Source organism: Pseudomonas sp. NPDC089554 (assembly GCF_050280645.1).
GTDB lineage: Bacteria > Pseudomonadota > Gammaproteobacteria > Pseudomonadales > Pseudomonadaceae > Aquipseudomonas.
This window is the reverse complement of the sequence record NZ_JBNNVR010000013.1, coordinates 48,746-64,426: the sequence shown is the minus strand read 5'-3', so window position 1 is coordinate 64,426 and position 15,681 is coordinate 48,746. Positions and strand designations below refer to the sequence as shown.

Genomic DNA, 15,681 nt, shown 5'->3' with positions numbered 1-15,681 from the left:
GGATGCGTTATTCCGTCGATCACAAGCAACAGACCCGCGAAAAGCTGCTCGCCAGCAGCGGCGCCCTGGCCAAGCGCGGCGGTTTCGCCAGCACCGGTGTCGCCGGGCTGATGAAGGCCATCGGCCTGACGGGCGGCGCCTTCTACAACCACTTCCCTTCCAAGGACGACCTGTTCACCGAGGTGGTCCGCCACGAGCTTGGCAACAGCCCGCTGGCACGTCTGGCCAGCAAGGGCGCCGACCGCCAGCGCCTTCGCCGCTGCCTGGCGCAGTACCTGAGCCTGGCGCACCTGCACAACACCGAGGGCGGCTGCGCGATTCCGCCACTGGGCGTGGAAATCGCCCGGGCCGAGCCACAGGTCCGCGAGGAAGCCGAACACTGGCTGGTGCAATTGCACGCAGCGTGGAGCAAGACCCTGGAGGACGAGCAACTGGCCTGGGCCTTGATCAGCCAGTGCGTGGGCGCGGTGGTGGTCGGGCGCATGCTGGCCAGCGAAAGCGTCCAGCAGCAGCTGCTGCAAGCCAGCCAACACTTCGTCGACAGGGCGCTGGATGAAAAGCGCTAGCCTGTTGCTGGGCCTGGCCCTGAGCCTCACGGCCCATGCTGACAACGCCTGCCCGCCCGGCCAGTACCAGGTCTGCCTGATGGGCTGCTTCTGTGCGCCGGTCGACCCCGGCCAGGTTGGCCAGGTGCTGGGCGATGTGGAGCGCATGGCCAGCGCCAGCCTGGTATTCGCCCTGCAGCAGGCGCGCGATGAAGCCAACACCGCCGGCACCCAGCCGATCCCCCTGCACATCCGCGCCCAGCTCGAACCTTGGTATGACTTCGCCGTGCTCGATGCCGCGCGCTACCGGGTGGGTGACCCGCAACAGTTCAGCGCGGCCAATGCCTTGTTGCATAACCCGGATGTGAATGCGGTGACCTTGATCGACACCATCATTTTCCGCCGCACTGCGGATGCCGAGGACAACGTGGCGTTGTGGGCCCACGAGCTCAAGCATGTGCAGCAGTACCAGGCGCTTGGCGTGGAGGAATTCGCCCGGCGCTACACGCGGGACTTCAACGCCCTGGAAGGGCCGGCCTACGCCATCGAGGCCGAGGTGGCGAAGGCCCTGCGCGAGCGCAGTTCAGGAAAGGCTCGATAGCCCCCAGACATCAGCGCAACAGCTGCTGGATCTGCTCGTGCAAGGTATCCAGGTCGAACGGCTTGGCCAGGATCGGCGCCTTGCGCGCGATCGGGCTGCCGGACTCGAGGATCTCCGCCGGGTAGCCGCTGATGAAAATCACCTTCAGGTCCGGTCGCAGCTTCACCGCAGGCTCGGCGATTTCCACGCCGGAAATGCCGCCGGGCAGGCGAAAGTCGGTGACCATCAGGTCCAGGTGCGGCTTGCTGGCCAGGATCTCGAAGGCCTGCTCGCCATCTTCGGCCACCAGCACGTGGTAGCCCTCGCCTGCCAGGTAGTCCCGCAGGATCATGCGGATGGCCGGCTCGTCTTCGACCACCAGCACCACATCTTGTGCATCTTCACTCATGACAACGCCTTGATATTCAATAGGTTGGCCATCAGACCCCAGGCTCGCGCAGAGGTTGCCGCGCCGGGTCGCTTTGTTGGCTGGCCGTGACCAACGGCAGCAATACGCTGAAGGTGGCGCCACGGCCCTCAGCACTTTCCACCAGAATTCGCCCGCCGTGGGCATGGACGATCTGTTCGGAGATATACAGCCCCAGCCCCAGGCCACCGGTGGCCTGCTGCACCGCAACCCGCTCGAACTGCTGGAAGATACGTTGCTGGTTGGCCAGGCTGATGCCCATGCCCTGGTCCTGCACCTGCACGCAGGCCGCGCCGTCACGCAGCGACACGCGCACCTGCACCGGCTTGCGCTCGCCATAGCGCAAGGCGTTGGACAACAGGTTGGCTACCACCTGCTCGATGCGGAACTCGTCCCATTCGCCCTGCAACGGCTCGCATTGTTGCAACTCGATATGCGTATCCGCAGCGCTGGCCTGGGCCGTGAAGTTTTCTACCAGGCCACGTACCAATTGCCCCAGGTCGAACACCTTGGGCCGCAGCGACAGTTTGCCGGTGCGGATGCGCGACACATCGAGCATGTCCTCGACCAGGCGAATCAGGCTGTTGATCTGCCGCTCGTCGCGCTCGACCATAGCTTGCAGCTTGTCGCCACTGAACGCCGCCAGGTTGCCCTTGGCCAGGTGCAACTTGCGCAGCTGGGTTTCCAGGATCAGGCCGTTGAGCGGCGTGCGCACCTCGTGGGAGACGATCGACATGAAGTCATCGCGCATGCGCACCGCGTGTTCCAGCTCGATGCGCGCCACCTGCAACTGCGCCAGCAACTGCTCCTGCTCCTGCTGGCTGCGCTCCAGCGCCTCCAGTTGGCGGCCAAGGATCTTGTGTTGGCGGAACAGGTCGACGAACACCGACACCTTGCTCTTCACCGCCTGGGTGTCCAGTGGCTTGTGCAGAAAATCCACCGCACCGCTTTCGTAGCCCTTGAAGGCGTAGTTCATTTCCCGGCCAGCGGCACTGACGAAGACGATCGGGATGTTCTTGGTCTTCTCCATGCCGCGCATCAGCTCGGCCAGTTCGAAACCGTTCATGCCCGGCATCTGCACATCGAGGATCGCCAGGGCGAACTCGTGCTCGAGCAACAACGACAAAGCCTGCTCGGCCGACTGCGCCTGCTGCACCTCGCGGCCTTCGCCCTGGATCAGGGCATCGAGGGCCAGCAGGTTTTCCGGCAGGTCGTCGACGATCAGCAGCTTGGCAGTGATAGGGCTCAACATGCTCAGGGTTCCAGGGTAGCGAGCAATTGCCCGATACCATTGAGAGAAAGAAGATGGTCGGGCCGATGCAGGGCCAGTGCGGCCTCCGGCATCAGTGCGACCTGGGCATCACGAGGGTCCTGGACCACCGTCCGCCCCCCTTGCGTTTTTATATAAGCCAAGCCCTGGGCACCATCCTCGTTGGCCCCCGTCAGCAAAACACCAAGCAGGCCGTCACCATACGCATCGGCCGCCGATTGGAACAGGAAATCTATCGCAGGGCGGGAAAAATGCACCGGCGCCTCCTGGCTCAACGACAGGCGTAGGTCGCGTTCCACCGAGAGGTGATAACCAGGGCCGGCCACGTAGATCTGCCCGGCAACGATCGGTTCCTTGTCACGTGCCTCGCGCACCGGCCTGTCCAGGCGGCGCTGCATGACCTCGGCCAGTTGGCTGTGGCGATCGTCCGGCAGGTGCAGCACGCACAATACCGGGATGGCGAAGTCTGCCGGCAGCTCGCCCAGCACCTTGAACAGCGCCGTGACGCCGCCCGCCGAGGCGCCGATCACCACCGCGCGTATGCCGTTCATGACTTGCGGTAGATCCGTTCGGGCCGCACCAGCGCCTCGAAGCGCTCGCCGTAGGCGGAAAAATCCACCGACTCCTTGCTGCCCAGCACCAGGAAGCCGCGGTGGCACAGCGAGTCATGGAACAACCCCAGCGCGCGGTCCTGCAGGTCCTTGTTGAAATAGATCAGCACATTGCGGCACGACACCAACTGCACCTCGGAAAACACGCTGTCGGTGGCCAGGCTGTGGTCAGCGAAGGTCACGTTGTCGCGCAGGCTGCTGTCCATGATGGCGTTGCCGTAGGCGGCGGTGTAGTACTCGCAGAAGTCTCGGCGCCCGCCAGCCTTGCGGTAGTTCTCGGCATAGCCGTGCATGTTGGCCATCGAGTAGATGCCCTGCTTGGCCTTGTCCAGCGAGTGCGGGTTGATGTCGGTGGCGTAGATAATGGTGCGCTCGAGCAGGCCTTCCTCGCGCAGCAGGATGGCCATCGAGTACACCTCCTCGCCGGTGCTGCAACCGGCGATCCAGATCTTGATCGACGGCCAGGTGCGCAGCAGCGGCACCACTTCTTCGCGCAGCGCGAGGAAGTGGCCAGGGTCGCGGAACATCTCGCTGACCGGGATCGTCAGGTACTGCAACAACTGCATGAACATGCCCGGGTCGTGCAGCACCCGCTCTTGCAAGGCGGTCACCGTACGGCACTCGAACTGGCGCAAGGCGTGAAGGATCCGGCGCTTGATCGAGGCGCCGGAGTAGTCCCGAAAGTCGTAGCTGTACTTGAGGTAGATCGCCTCGATCAGCAGCCGGATCTCGATATCGGTGTTACGTTCGCTAATCAAATTCGCTCCAGTTGCGGCAGCCACACGCGAATCAACGAGAACAGGCGGTCCAGGTCGATCGGTTTGGCCAGGTAGTCATTGGCGCCGGCCTGCAGGCAACGCTGCTGGTCGTCTTTCATGGCCTTGGCGGTCACGGCGATGATCGGCAGCTTGCGCCACTGCGGCTGCTGGCGAATCAGCCGGGTCGCCTCGTAGCCGTCCATCTCCGGCATCATCACGTCCATCAGCACCAGGTCGATGTCATCGTTCTGCTCGAGGCGCTCCAGGGCCTCGCGGCCGTTGCGGCCGATCTCGACGATGGCGCCCTTGTGCTCCAGGGCGCTGGTGAGGGCGAAGATATTGCGCACGTCGTCGTCCACCAGCAAAATCTTGCGCCCCTCGAACACCTTGTCGCGGCTGCGGGCGTTCTTGAGCATGCGCTGGCGGTCATGGGACAGCTGCGACTCGACCTTGTGCAGGAACAGCGTGACCTCGTCGAGCAGCCGCTCGGGCGAGCGCGCGCCCTTGATGATGATCGAGCGCGAGTACTTGAGCAGGTCGGTCTCTTCCTCGCGGGTGAGGTTGCGCCCGGTGTAGACGATCACCGGCGGGAAGCTGCGAATGTCCTCGGCGGTCATGCGCTTGAGCAGTTCGTTGCCGAGCATGTCCGGCAGCTTGAGGTCGATGATCATGCAGTCGTAGATGTTCTCGCGCAGCAGCTCCAGGGCGTCCTGGGCCATGGCCACAGCGGTGATCTCGATGTCGTCGTCGCCGATCAGCCGGGCGATGCTCTCGCGCTGCAGGTCATCGTCCTCGACCAGCAGGATGTGCTTGAGCTTTTGCGTGAGCTTGGCTTCCAGGCGCGCGAACACTTCCTTGAGCTCTTCGCGGCTGGTGGGCTTGACCGCATAGCCCACCGCGCCCATGTGCATGGCCGCCTCGACCCGGTCTTCCACCGAAATGATATGCACCGGGATATGCCGGGTACCGGCCTGCTCCTTGAGGCGCTGCAACACCGTGAGCCCGGAATGGTCGGGCAGGCGCATGTCCAGCAGGATGGCGTCGGGCAGGTACTGCGCTGCCAGCTCGAAGCCCTCGTCGGCGCCCTGCGCCACCAGGCAGCTGTAGCCCAGCTCATGGGCCAGGTCGAAGAGGATGCGGGCGAAGTTCGGCTCGTCCTCGATCACCAGGATGCAACGGTTGGTGAAGGGTGCGCTTTCGCGGTCGTCGGCGAACGCCGGGGCCTGGCGCGCGACCGGCGCTGGCGCTGCGACACGGGGCATGGGCGGAAGTTGGTCGACGGTCGAGCGCAAGCTGTGCACCTCGCCTTGCTCGACCACCTCCTCGAAACGCTCCGGCACGATCAGGCTGAACACACTGCCCTGGCCGGGGCTGCTGTCGACGCTGATCTGCCCGCCGAGCAGATGCGCCAGGTCGCGGGAAATCGACAGGCCCAGCCCGGTGCCGCCGTAGCGGCGGTTGCTGGTGCCATCGACCTGGTGGAAGGCGCCGAAGATCGCCTGCTGCTGGTCGGCGGCAATGCCGATGCCGCTGTCGCGCACGGCGAAAACGATGCCCATGCCGGCCTGCTGGCTGATGCTCAGGCTGACCTGGCCGCGCTCGGTGAACTTGATGGCGTTGGACAGCAGGTTCTTGAGAATCTGCTCCAGGCGCTGACGGTCGGTGAACAGGGTCGCCGGTACCTGCGGCTCGACCTGCATGGTAAAGGCCAGGCCCTTGTCACCAGCCAGTGGCTGGAACATCGCCTGCAAGCCTTCGACCAGGCGCACCACCGGAGTGGTCTCGGGGCGCACCTCCAGCTTGCCGGCCTCGACCTTGGCGATGTCGAGGATGTCGTTGATCAGGTTGAGCAAGTCGTTGCCGGCCGAATAGATCGACTCGGCGAACTTGATCTGCTCCTCGCTGAGGTTGCCCTCGCCGTTCTCGGCCAGCAGCTTGGCCAGGATCAGCGAGCTGTTGAGCGGCGTACGCAGCTCGTGGGACATGTTGGCGAGGAACTCGGACTTGTACTTGCTCGAACGCTGCAGCTCGTCGGCGCGGGTCTGCAACTCCACCTGGGCCTTGTTCAGCTCGCTGTTCTTGAGGTCCAGCGCGTCAGTGCGCTCAGCCAGTTGTTCGTTGGTCTGCTCAAGCTCCGCCTGTTGGGTTTCAAGGTTCGCCTGGGACTCCTTGAGCACCCGCGACTGCTCTTCGAGTTCCTCGTTGGCGGTCTTGAGCTCTTCCTGCTGCACTTGCAACTCTTCGTTGAGCTGCTGGGTCTCGGCCAGCACCTCCTGGAGGCGTTGGCGGTAGCGCGCAGTCTCGATGGAAATGCCAAGGCTGGCTGCGATACGTTCGAGCAGCTCGCTGTCGCGATCTTGCAACGGGCGCAGGAAGCCAAGCTCGAGCACGCCGTTGATCTGGCCGTCATCACTCACCGGTGCCAGCAGCCCGCTGCGCGGCAGACCATTGCCCAGGCCGGAGCTCAGGCGGTAATAGTCTTGCGGCAACTCGTCCAGGCGCAGCAGTCGCCCTTCGCGAACGCTTTGTGCGAGCAGGCCATCATGGCTGCCCAGCACCTGCTCACGAGCCTGCTGCTCGGCATCCAGGCCATAACTGGCCACGCGCAGCAGTTGCCCCTGCTGGTCTCGCACATAGAACGCGCCGACCACGCTGCCCAGGTAACTGGCGAAGAACCGCAGCACGTTGTCGCCGAGCATGGGCAGGGTCAGTTGCCCCAGCACCTGCTGCGACAGCTGGGTCTGGCCATTGCGCAGCCAGGCCTGTTGTTCCAGGCGTTCGGCTGCCCGCTGCTGGGCTTGCAGGTTGCTCGCGTAGTTATCGGACAACGCCAGCAGGTCGCGTCGGCCCAGGTAGGCGAGCAAGGCGCTGAGGGCCACGATGAACAGCACGAAGGCCGTGATTGCGGTGATGGTGACACTGCTGACCTTTTCATTGCGCGTCATGCGCAGTTGCTGCTCGGTGGCGATGAAACCGTCGAACTCCTTGCGGATTTCATCGGTGATGCGCTTGCCACGTCCGCTGCCGATCACGCCCTGGTAATTGCCCTCGCCCCGGCGCATGCGGATGATCTCGCTGCCGAAATCATTCCAGGCACGCTGCAAGGCAATGATGCGATCGAGACGGTCGACCTGCTGCGGGTTGTCCGCGACCAACACCTTCAGGCTGTCGAGGCTGGCATAAACGCGCGGCTTGGCCACCTCGTAGGGGTCGAGGAAACGCTCGTCGCCGGAGATCAGGAAGCCGCGTACGCCGGTTTCCATGTCTATGGACAGCTTGACCGTTTCGTGGGCATTGCCGATCACCCGGTCGGTGTGCTCGACCCATTGCATGGCCGAAAGCAGGTAGTTGACCACCGCGACAAATGCCACGGCCCCCAGCAAGCCCACCCCAAGGGGCAGACCGACGTTACGGCTGAGCAGCTTGCGGAAGCTGCGTTGGTCCATCGAAGTTGCCTGAATCATCTGATGTCGCCCAAGCGAAATAAGTCCATTGAACAGTGAGGCGGATACATTTTGTTGTTGTATGCCGCAACTGCCACCGGGTCTGTTAGCGAGTCTAACCAGCTTTACGGTTTGCGGCAGGGCATTTAGCCAGTATTTGAAGCCTGGTCACGGCAATCGTTCCCTGTGTGATTGCACGGCGCTATTCTGAGGGAACTTCTGTACCCTGCGTGAGCACAGAGTAGAACCCTTCCCACCCCGCGACAGGATTTAAACCATGCACCTTCTGGTAGTCGAAGACGACGACATCGTACGCATGCTGATGGTCGAAGTGCTCGACGAATTGGGCTACACGGTCATCGAAGCAGCGCATGCCACCGCGGCCCTGAAGATTCTCCAGGACGACACGCAAAACCTGGCGTTGTTGATGACCGATGTCGGCCTACCGGACATGCGCGGCGAGGAACTGGCGGCCAAGGCCCGGGAAATCAGGCCGGCGCTGCCGGTGCTGTTCGCCAGTGGCTACGCCGAGAGCCTCCAGGTGCCCCAGGGCATGCACATGATCGGCAAGCCGTTCAGTATCGATCAATTACGCGACAAGGTGGTGGGGATTCTGGGGGCGCCTTGAGCGCTCACGCCTGACGCCGCAACAGGTAGGTATCCATGATCCATCCGATCCGCTGGCGTGCGGCTTCACGGATTTGCAGAATCTGCGCTTTCACATCCTGCAACGGCCCGGCGACAAGGATCTCGTCGGCAGTACCCAGGTAGGCCCCCCAGTAGATCCACAGCCCGTCATCCTCGAGCCCGGCAAACGCGCACTGGCCATCGAGCATCACCACCACGTTGTCTACCCGCCCCTGCTCGGCCAGGCGTCGCCCCGGCAAGATGGTCAGCGGCTCGCCGATGCGGTTCAGCGGCACTTGGTGGCGCGCGGCCAGGGCCTGGACGCTGCTGATGCCCGGGATCACCTCAAGCTGCACCGCCACCCCACGCTCACGCACCAGGTCAAGAATGCGCAAGGTGCTGTCGTACAACCCAGGCTCGCCCCATAGCAGGAAGGCGCCGACCTCCCCTGCGCCCAGCTCGTCCTGCAAAAGACGCGCATACAACACCGCACGCTGCTGGTGCCAGTCCTGAACTGCACCGACATAGTCCTCGGCCTGCCCATCGCGACTTGGGTCTTGCACCTGCACCACGCGGTAACCGCCTTCTGGTAGATAGCGTTCAAGGATGACTTTGCGCAGACGCAGCAGCTCGTCCTTGGCCTGGCCCTTGTCGAGCACGAAGAACACTGTGGCGCGGCGCAGTGCGTCCACGGCTTCGAACGTCACCTGGCGAGGGTCACCGGGACCGATGCCAATCAGCAGAAGGTGTTTCATTGCCTTGCCCTGGGCTGGAAACCGGCGGCCATTGTCGGCTGGCCGCCGTTATTTGGCAAAGCGCACGGCTCAAGCCTTCAGGCGGCCTGGTAGCGGCAGCGCACCAGTGGCCAGCGCCCTGGCCCGGTCCACGCCCCAGGCCAGGGCGCGGGTCATGGTCTCGCCGGGGCGCGCGGGGTAGAACTCTTCCAGCAGTGCCTTGCCGTCGCGGGCATACAGGCCCAGGAACAGCTGGGTTGCGCCCAGGCACGAGAGCCGCACTTGTACATCCAGGCTGGTGCCATCGCTCAGTTCTTCATCGTGGCAGCGGCTGTGCAGGTGCGCATCGGCCCATTGCCAGTAGGTTTCTTCCCTGATCCTCATGACGCTCAATACTCCTTTTCTGAACCCTGCACAGGAAAACACAACGGACTTGGCTCGACGAGGGCTACCCGCCGAGACCCTGAGCAAGGTCAAGGAATACGAGGAAAACGCTGCCGTTCGGCGCCCGAGCCCAAACGAAAAAGCCCGCCCCTGGATCAGGGGCGGGCTGGGTCTGGTTGCCGCAGGTTCAGGACTTCTTCGCAGGCACTCGCGGGGTGAAACGCCCCTTCTTGCTGCGTTGCAGGCTTGCCGGAGCCAGTTGCTCCGAATCGTCCAAGGTCATGTTGGCAAAGCCCAGGCGAAAGGCTGACTGGCCGCAGCGCACCTGGCTGTTGATCGGGAATGCCTCATTGGCGTCTTCGAAAAAGGATTCGCTCATGCCCTGTGTCCCTCCAATGACAGCCACGCCGACCAGCAGATCGCTGGCCTAGAAAAACGCAGCCCGTTGAACTGAGACTAGCCGGTCATTTGCAGACCAACCGGACGAAAACTGCTTGCCCGACCAGTGGCACGACGCCCTACTTCAAGCGTACCGCCGTGCCCGTGGCGAACACCACGACCATACCGCCCTGCACCGATGGCATGCTGATCTCGAAGTCCACGCCCAGCACTGCATCGGCTTGCAACTGCCGTGCCCGGACCATCAGCTCTTCGGTGGCTTGCTCACGCGCCAGCTTCAGTGCGCTTTCCAGGGTCTGCGAGCGGCCGCCGAAGAAGTCGCGAAACCGTGCGAAGAAATCGCGCACGAAGTTGATGCCTTGCACCGACTCGGCGCTGACCACCCCGAGGTATTCGGCAACCGGGCGGCCTTCGAGCTGGCTGGTGGTGGAGATGATCATGGCGCGGCTCCTGCTGGACAAAGACCCGCATCCTAGCAGCAACCCGCTCTATTGTGCGGTCGCCCCGCGCAGGCGCCGTCCCAGGCGTGGCCCGAACACGTTGATCAAAAGCCCGGTCATCACCAGCAGCGCGCCCCAGCCTTGCACCTCGGTCAGCCGCTCGCCGAGCAGCCAGGCCGAAGAACTCAGGCCGACCACCGGCACCAGCAGCGAGAATGGCGCCACCTTGCCCGCCGGGTGACGCGACAGCAGCGTGCTCCACAGCCCGTAGCCAACCATGGTGGCGCCAAACGCCAGGTACGCCAGGGACAGCACCGACGGCAGGCCGATATTGGCCAGGGCATGACCAATGCGCTCGGGCCCTTCCAGCCAAAACGACAACGCCAGGAACGGCAACGGCGGAATCAACCCGCCCCAGATCACCATCGCGACCAGGTCCACCGAACCAAAACGCCGGGTAATGATGTTGCCCATGCCCCACATGGCACCGCCGCACAGGGTCAGCAGCAGCGCGACCAGCGGCACATGGCTGCTGTCCTCGCTGCCGATCAGCGCCAGGCCACTGGCCGCCACCAGCAACCCGAGCACACTGGCCAGGCGCAGGCGCTCACCCAGAAACAGCGCCGCGAAGCACAGGGTGAAGAACGCCTGGGACTGCAACACCAGCGACGCCAGGCCCGGCGGCATGCCGCTGTACATGGCCTGGAACAGAAAGGCGAACTGGCCCAAGGAAATGGTCGCGCCGTAGGCGATCAGCCAGCGCCAGGGCAGGTTCGGGCGCTTGATGAACAACACCGCGGGAAATGCCACCAGCATGAAGCGCAAGGCACCGAGCAGCATCGGCGGCAAGCCATCCAGGCCGACCTTGATGACCACGAAGTTGACTCCCCACACGACGATCACCACCAGGGCGATCAGCAGGTCCTTGAGCGGCATTGCGGCATTCCTTCTACAGGCGTTTTAGACATATTCCGTTACAGCATAAGGGCAAATGCCACCTCTGAACCGGTACAGCTGGGCGGCAGCGTTGCGCAACAGTCCGCAGGCAACCCACGTATCAACATACCTGTAGGAGCGGGCTTGCCCGCGAACCGGGGCTCGGCCCCGGCCATGCACCGCGGTGATTTCTTCGCGGGCAAGCCCGCTCCTACAGCGAGTGCAGCGCTCTTGAAAGCAGGCCCCGCAACTCACGAATTTGTTAATTGACCCATCTTGTATATACATGCTCATATAACCACAAGCCCCCATAACAACAAGCAAGCGGAGCCCTCTCCATGTCCAGCAAGCCCGTGATCGAGCGGCGCTCGATCGATTACATCCCCGAAGCCGAACGCCATGGACGCGTCTACAGCCAGTTCACCCTGTGGCTCGGTGCCAACCTGCAGATCACCGCCATCGTCACTGGCGCCCTGGCCGTGGTGCTGGGCGGCGATGTGTTCTGGTCGCTGATCGGCCTTCTCCTGGGCCAACTGGTCGGTGGCGCGGTCATGGCCCTGCACGCCGCACAAGGCCCACGCCTGGGCCTGCCGCAGATGATCTCCAGCCGCGTGCAGTTCGGCGTCTATGGCGCGGCCATTCCCATGGTACTGGTGTGCCTGATGTACCTGGGCTTCACCGCCACCGGCACGGTGCTTTCCGGTCAGGCCATCGGCCAGTTGCTCAGCGTCAGTGACAGCGCTGGCATCCTCATTTTCGCTGGGGTGATCGTACTGGCGACCCTGGCTGGCTATCGAGTGATTCACTGGATCGGCCGGGTGGCCAGCGTGCTGGGCATCATCGCCTTCGTCTATTTGTTCAGCCGTATCCTGATGCTGGCCGACATCGGCCAGTTGCTGGACAACCGCCACTTCAGCTGGGCCTCGTTCCTGCTCGCGGTCTCGTTGGCGGCGTCCTGGCAGATTGCCTTCGGGCCTTACGTGGCCGACTACTCGCGCTACCTGCCCAGCCACACCTCGCCGCTCAAGACCTTCCTCGCGGCCGGCCTGGGTTCGGTGCTCGGCGCACAGGCCTCGATGATCCTCGGCGTGTTCGCCGCGGCCATCGCCGGTGGGCAGTTCTCCGGCCGTGAAGTGGCCTATATCGTCGGGCTGGGCGGTGCGGGCACCACAGCAGCCTTGCTGTATTTCTGCATCGCCTTTGGCAAGGTGACCATCTCCACGCTCAACAGCTACGGCAGCTTCATGTGCATCGCCACCATCATCAGCGGGTTCCGTGGACACTTGCAGATCAGCCGCGTGCAGCGTCTGGTATTCGTGCTCGCCATTGTTGGCGCGGCAACCCTGGTGGCGCTGCTGGGCCAGCATTCGTTCCTCAGCGCGTTCAAGTCGTTCATCCTGTTCCTGCTGACCTTCTTCGTGCCCTGGAGCGCGGTGAACCTGGTGGACTACTACTTCATCACCCGCGAGCGCTACGACATCCCTGCCCTGGCCGACCCGAACGGCCGCTATGGCCGCTGGAACTGGCCGGGGATCAGCGTCTATACCCTCGGTGTGCTTGTGCAGATGCCGTTCATCGATACCAAGCTGTACACCGGGCCCATGGTCGCGCACCTGGGCGGGGTGGATGTGTCGTGGCTGATCGGGCTGGTGGTGCCGAGCGTGCTGTACTACTGGGTAGCGCGCCACCGCGCAGCCGAGGCGCCAGCGGCCATCGTGGTGCCTGAGGGGCGCTAGGTTGGCCGTCATTTTTCATTCACGTGGCTGTCGTAATCTGCGGACACCTTCATGTCATTAGGATTACGGCATGCCGCGCCTGCCCACCCTGCTGCTGTGCTTGCTCCCGCTGATGGCGATGGCTGAGCCTGGGGCACTGCGCATCCACGGCTCGAATACCATCGGCGCGGCCCTGGCACCCGCGCTGGTGCAGGGCATGTTGCAGGCCCAAGGCGCGACCGCCATCACCCGCCTACCGGGTGCACAGGCCAACGAAACCGAGATTCACGCCCACAGCCACGACGGCCAGCCCATTCGCGTCGAGATCGCCGCCCATGGGTCGAGCACCGGGTTTTCCGACCTGGGCGATGGCACTGCGGATATCGCCGCCGCCTCGCGTCCGGTCAGCGATGACGAAACTCAGCGATTGCAGGGCCTGGGCGACCTGCGCAGCGCTGCCAGCGAACAGGTGATCGGCCTGGATGGCGTGGCGGTGATCGTGCACCCCGGCAACCGACTGCAACAGATGACCACCGAGGAACTGGCCAGGGTGTTCTCCGGGCAGATCCAGCGCTGGGAGCAACTGGGCGTACCGGGCGGGCCGATACGCCTGTACAGCCGCGACAGCCGCTCAGGCACCTTCGAGACCTTCAAGGCGCTGGTGCTCAGCCCGCTACACCTGGAGTTGGCGCCCCAGGCGCAACGCTTCGAGTCCGCCGACGCCTTGGCCGCCCAAGTGTTGGCCGACCCACAGGCCATCGGCTTCAGCAGCCTGGCCACGACCCACGACGCCAAGGTGCTGGCGATCGCCGAAGGCGAAGCTGCTGCGATGCTGCCGACGCCAGCACGGGTGGCCAGCGAAGACTACCCCCTTTCGCGCAGGCTTTATTTCTACCTGCCGACCAACCCAACCGCCCAGGCCCAGGCCTTGGCCGAGTTCGCCCAGAGCCCGGCAGGACAAACCATCGTCGCGGCCCAGGGCTTCGTGTCCCAGCAGGTCAAGGCCCAGCCGGTCGTCGACCAACCCGACATGCCACCGGCCTACCGGGCATTGGTCGGGCAGGCCCAGCGCCTGAACGTCAACTTTCGCTTCCAGCAAGGCAGCGCCAGCCTCGACAACAAGGCCCTGCGGGACGTGCAACGGGTGGTGGAATACCTGCGCCAAGCCGGCAAGCTGAACGACAAGGCGGTGCTGGTAGGCTTCGGCGACCCCAAGGAAACCCCGGGTCGCGCTGCCCTGCTCTCACGCCTGCGGGCGATGGCGGTGCGCCGCGAGCTGGCGCGCCATGGCGTGGAAGCCCGCGAGGTGACCGGCCTGGGCGACGAACTGCCGGTTGCGGGTAACCACCAACAGCAGGGCCGCCTGCGTAACCAGCGCGTCGAGGTGTGGGTCTACTGAGGCTGGCTCAAGGCATCGCGAAAGCGCTGGGTGCTGGCCACTGCCAGCCCTAGCCCGGCCAGCGCCACCACACCGCCCACCAAGCCGATGTTTGCCACGCCCAGCTGGCTGCTGACGATGCTGCCCAGCAACGCCCCGCCGCCAATACCGATGTTGTAGATGCCGGAGAACAGCGCCATGGCCACGTCGGTGGCGTCGGAGGCCAGTTTCAGCGTCTTGGACTGCAACGACAGGCTGAAGCTGAGGATCGCCACGCCCCAGAACATGCTGAGCACGGCGAGCACCGGGAACTGCCCCGACAGCGGCAACAGCAACAGCAGGCACGTCGCCAGGCCGCCAATAGAGCCGATCAGAAAGCCCTGGGGGAAACGCTCGCTGTAGCGGCTGAACAGCAGCGAACCGAACACCCCTGCGCCGCCGAACAGCAACAGTAGCAAGGTGGTGCGTTCACCACCGATCTGCGCGACATGCAGGGCAAATGGCTCGATGTAGCTATAGGCCGTGAACTGCGCGGTGATCACCAGCGTCACCAGCACGTAGGTAATCACCAGCGCCGGGCGCCCGAACAACACCGGCAGGCTGCGCAAAGAGCCGGAGTTCTGGCTGGGCAACAATGGCAGCGACTTCATCAGGCACAGCATGGTCACCAGCGCCACCCCGGCAATGCTCAGGAAAGTGATACGCCAGCCCAGCGCCTCCCCCACCACACGCCCCAGCGGAATGCCCAGCACCATCGCCAGCGTGGTGCCGGTCGCCAGCAGGCCCAATGCCTTGGCCTGCTTGCCCGCCGGGGCCACGCGCACCGCAAGCGACGCCGTGATCGCCCAGAACACCGCGTGCGACAAGGCAATGCCGATGCGGCTTAACAGCAACATTGCGAAGCTCTGCGACAGCCATGACAACAGGTGGCTGACGATAAACACCAGGAACACGAACATCAGCAACCGACGCCGCTCGATATTGCGGGTGAGCAGCATCATCGGCAACGACGCCAGGGCCACCACCCAGGCATAGATGGTCAGCATCAGGCCAACCTGCGCGGTGCTCATGTCGAAACTGCGGCCGATGTCGCTGAGCAGGGCCACCGGAACGAACTCGGTGGTATTGAAGATGAAGGCCGCCAGCGCCAGCGCGATCACGCTCAACCAGCTACCACCTTGCACGGGGGCGGGCATCGTCGGGGGAATGGGTCCATTCATGGATACAGGTACAGCTCCGCAGGCATAGCAACACCACGCGCACCACTGGCCACGGGGGCGGCAGCGGGTGCACGGTGTTCTTATTGGAAGGATTACCCGGCATGGTACGCGTCAAGGGCGGGCCTCACAACCACGAGGCAGCGGCACGTGCCAGGGTGCTGGACAGCCAATGGGGGAAAATGCGACTGTCCGGCTTTCAATCCAGGGCTCCGTC

At 64.1% G+C, this 15,681-nt stretch carries 16 protein-coding genes; 5 read left to right on the top strand and 11 right to left on the bottom strand.

Translation table 11 applies throughout. The features are described 5' to 3' along the window. Positions 1–2 precede the first annotated feature (2 nt). Entirely contained in the window at positions 3–566 is a 564-nt protein-coding gene (locus tag ACQKPE_RS06570) for a TetR/AcrR family transcriptional regulator (RefSeq protein WP_427664269.1), read from the top strand. After that, entirely contained in the window at positions 553–1,146 is a 594-nt protein-coding gene (locus ACQKPE_RS06565) for a DUF4157 domain-containing protein (protein ID WP_427664267.1), read from the top strand. The genes ACQKPE_RS06570 and ACQKPE_RS06565 overlap by 14 nt, the downstream gene beginning before the upstream one ends. A gap of 10 nt (positions 1,147–1,156) precedes the next feature. Here the strand turns inward: ACQKPE_RS06565 and ACQKPE_RS06560 are convergent, their stop codons facing one another. From ACQKPE_RS06560 to ACQKPE_RS06540, 5 genes are read right to left on the bottom strand one after another with little or no spacing between them, the layout of a single operon-like run. After that, the gene (locus ACQKPE_RS06560; protein WP_375099381.1) at positions 1,157–1,534 is read right to left on the bottom strand and encodes a response regulator; all 378 of its coding nucleotides are present in this window, start codon (positions 1,532–1,534) and stop codon (positions 1,157–1,159) included. A gap of 31 nt (positions 1,535–1,565) precedes the next feature. Beyond that, on the bottom strand, positions 1,566–2,804 hold the full coding sequence (locus tag ACQKPE_RS06555; protein WP_427664265.1) for a hybrid sensor histidine kinase/response regulator: 1,239 nt from the start codon (positions 2,802–2,804) through the stop codon (positions 1,566–1,568). Between the two features lie 2 nt (positions 2,805–2,806). After that, positions 2,807–3,373: a chemotaxis protein CheB gene (locus ACQKPE_RS06550; RefSeq protein WP_427664263.1), complete on the bottom strand. Its 567-nt coding sequence runs from the start codon at positions 3,371–3,373 to the stop codon at positions 2,807–2,809. After that, a complete protein-coding gene (locus tag ACQKPE_RS06545) occupies positions 3,370–4,191 on the bottom strand; it encodes a CheR family methyltransferase (RefSeq protein ID WP_427664261.1) in 822 nt (273 codons plus the stop codon). Before ACQKPE_RS06545 ends, ACQKPE_RS06550 begins: the two co-directional genes overlap by 4 nt. Continuing rightward, the gene (locus ACQKPE_RS06540; RefSeq protein ID WP_427664259.1) at positions 4,188–7,655 is read right to left on the bottom strand and encodes a response regulator; all 3,468 of its coding nucleotides are present in this window, start codon (positions 7,653–7,655) and stop codon (positions 4,188–4,190) included. Before ACQKPE_RS06540 ends, ACQKPE_RS06545 begins: the two co-directional genes overlap by 4 nt. Positions 7,656–7,911: 256 nt before the next feature. On the opposite strand from ACQKPE_RS06540, the gene ACQKPE_RS06535 reads away from it, so the two are divergent. Further along, a complete protein-coding gene (locus tag ACQKPE_RS06535; protein WP_427664257.1) occupies positions 7,912–8,262 on the top strand; it encodes a response regulator in 351 nt (116 codons plus the stop codon). A 4-nt stretch (positions 8,263–8,266) separates the two neighbouring features. On the opposite strand, the gene cobF is transcribed toward ACQKPE_RS06535, so the two are convergent. The 5 genes from cobF to ACQKPE_RS06510 all read right to left on the bottom strand — a co-directional run bounded on the left by cobF (position 8,267) and on the right by ACQKPE_RS06510 (position 11,154). Continuing rightward, a complete protein-coding gene (cobF, locus tag ACQKPE_RS06530; protein WP_427664255.1) occupies positions 8,267–9,016 on the bottom strand; it encodes a precorrin-6A synthase (deacetylating) in 750 nt (249 codons plus the stop codon). Between the two features lie 69 nt (positions 9,017–9,085). Next, entirely contained in the window at positions 9,086–9,379 is a 294-nt protein-coding gene (locus tag ACQKPE_RS06525) for a hypothetical protein (protein ID WP_427664253.1), read from the bottom strand. 187 nt (positions 9,380–9,566) lie between these two features. After that, positions 9,567–9,758, bottom strand: a complete 192-nt coding sequence (locus tag ACQKPE_RS06520) for a hypothetical protein (RefSeq protein ID WP_427664251.1) — start codon at positions 9,756–9,758, stop codon at positions 9,567–9,569. A gap of 139 nt (positions 9,759–9,897) precedes the next feature. Further along, positions 9,898–10,218 carry a heavy metal-binding domain-containing protein gene (locus tag ACQKPE_RS06515; RefSeq protein WP_427664249.1) on the bottom strand — a complete coding sequence of 107 codons (321 nt, stop codon included), beginning with the start codon at positions 10,216–10,218 and terminating at the stop codon, positions 9,898–9,900. Positions 10,219–10,266: 48 nt separating this feature from the next. Then, positions 10,267–11,154 (bottom strand): EamA family transporter, encoded by an 888-nt coding sequence (locus tag ACQKPE_RS06510; RefSeq protein ID WP_427664247.1) that lies wholly within the window; start codon positions 11,152–11,154, stop codon positions 10,267–10,269. A 338-nt stretch (positions 11,155–11,492) separates the two neighbouring features. Between ACQKPE_RS06510 and ACQKPE_RS06505 the strand changes: the two genes are divergently transcribed. After that, positions 11,493–12,890: a purine-cytosine permease family protein gene (locus tag ACQKPE_RS06505; RefSeq protein WP_427664246.1), complete on the top strand. Its 1,398-nt coding sequence runs from the start codon at positions 11,493–11,495 to the stop codon at positions 12,888–12,890. A gap of 70 nt (positions 12,891–12,960) precedes the next feature. Beyond that, the gene (locus ACQKPE_RS06500; RefSeq protein ID WP_427664244.1) at positions 12,961–14,268 is read left to right on the top strand and encodes a substrate-binding domain-containing protein; all 1,308 of its coding nucleotides are present in this window, start codon (positions 12,961–12,963) and stop codon (positions 14,266–14,268) included. Here ACQKPE_RS06500 and ACQKPE_RS06495 read toward each other — a convergent pair. After that, on the bottom strand, positions 14,262–15,467 hold the full coding sequence (locus tag ACQKPE_RS06495; RefSeq protein WP_427664242.1) for a sugar transporter: 1,206 nt from the start codon (positions 15,465–15,467) through the stop codon (positions 14,262–14,264). The two genes, ACQKPE_RS06500 and ACQKPE_RS06495, sit on opposite strands and share 7 nt — an antisense overlap. Between the last annotated feature and the right edge of the window lie 214 nt (positions 15,468–15,681).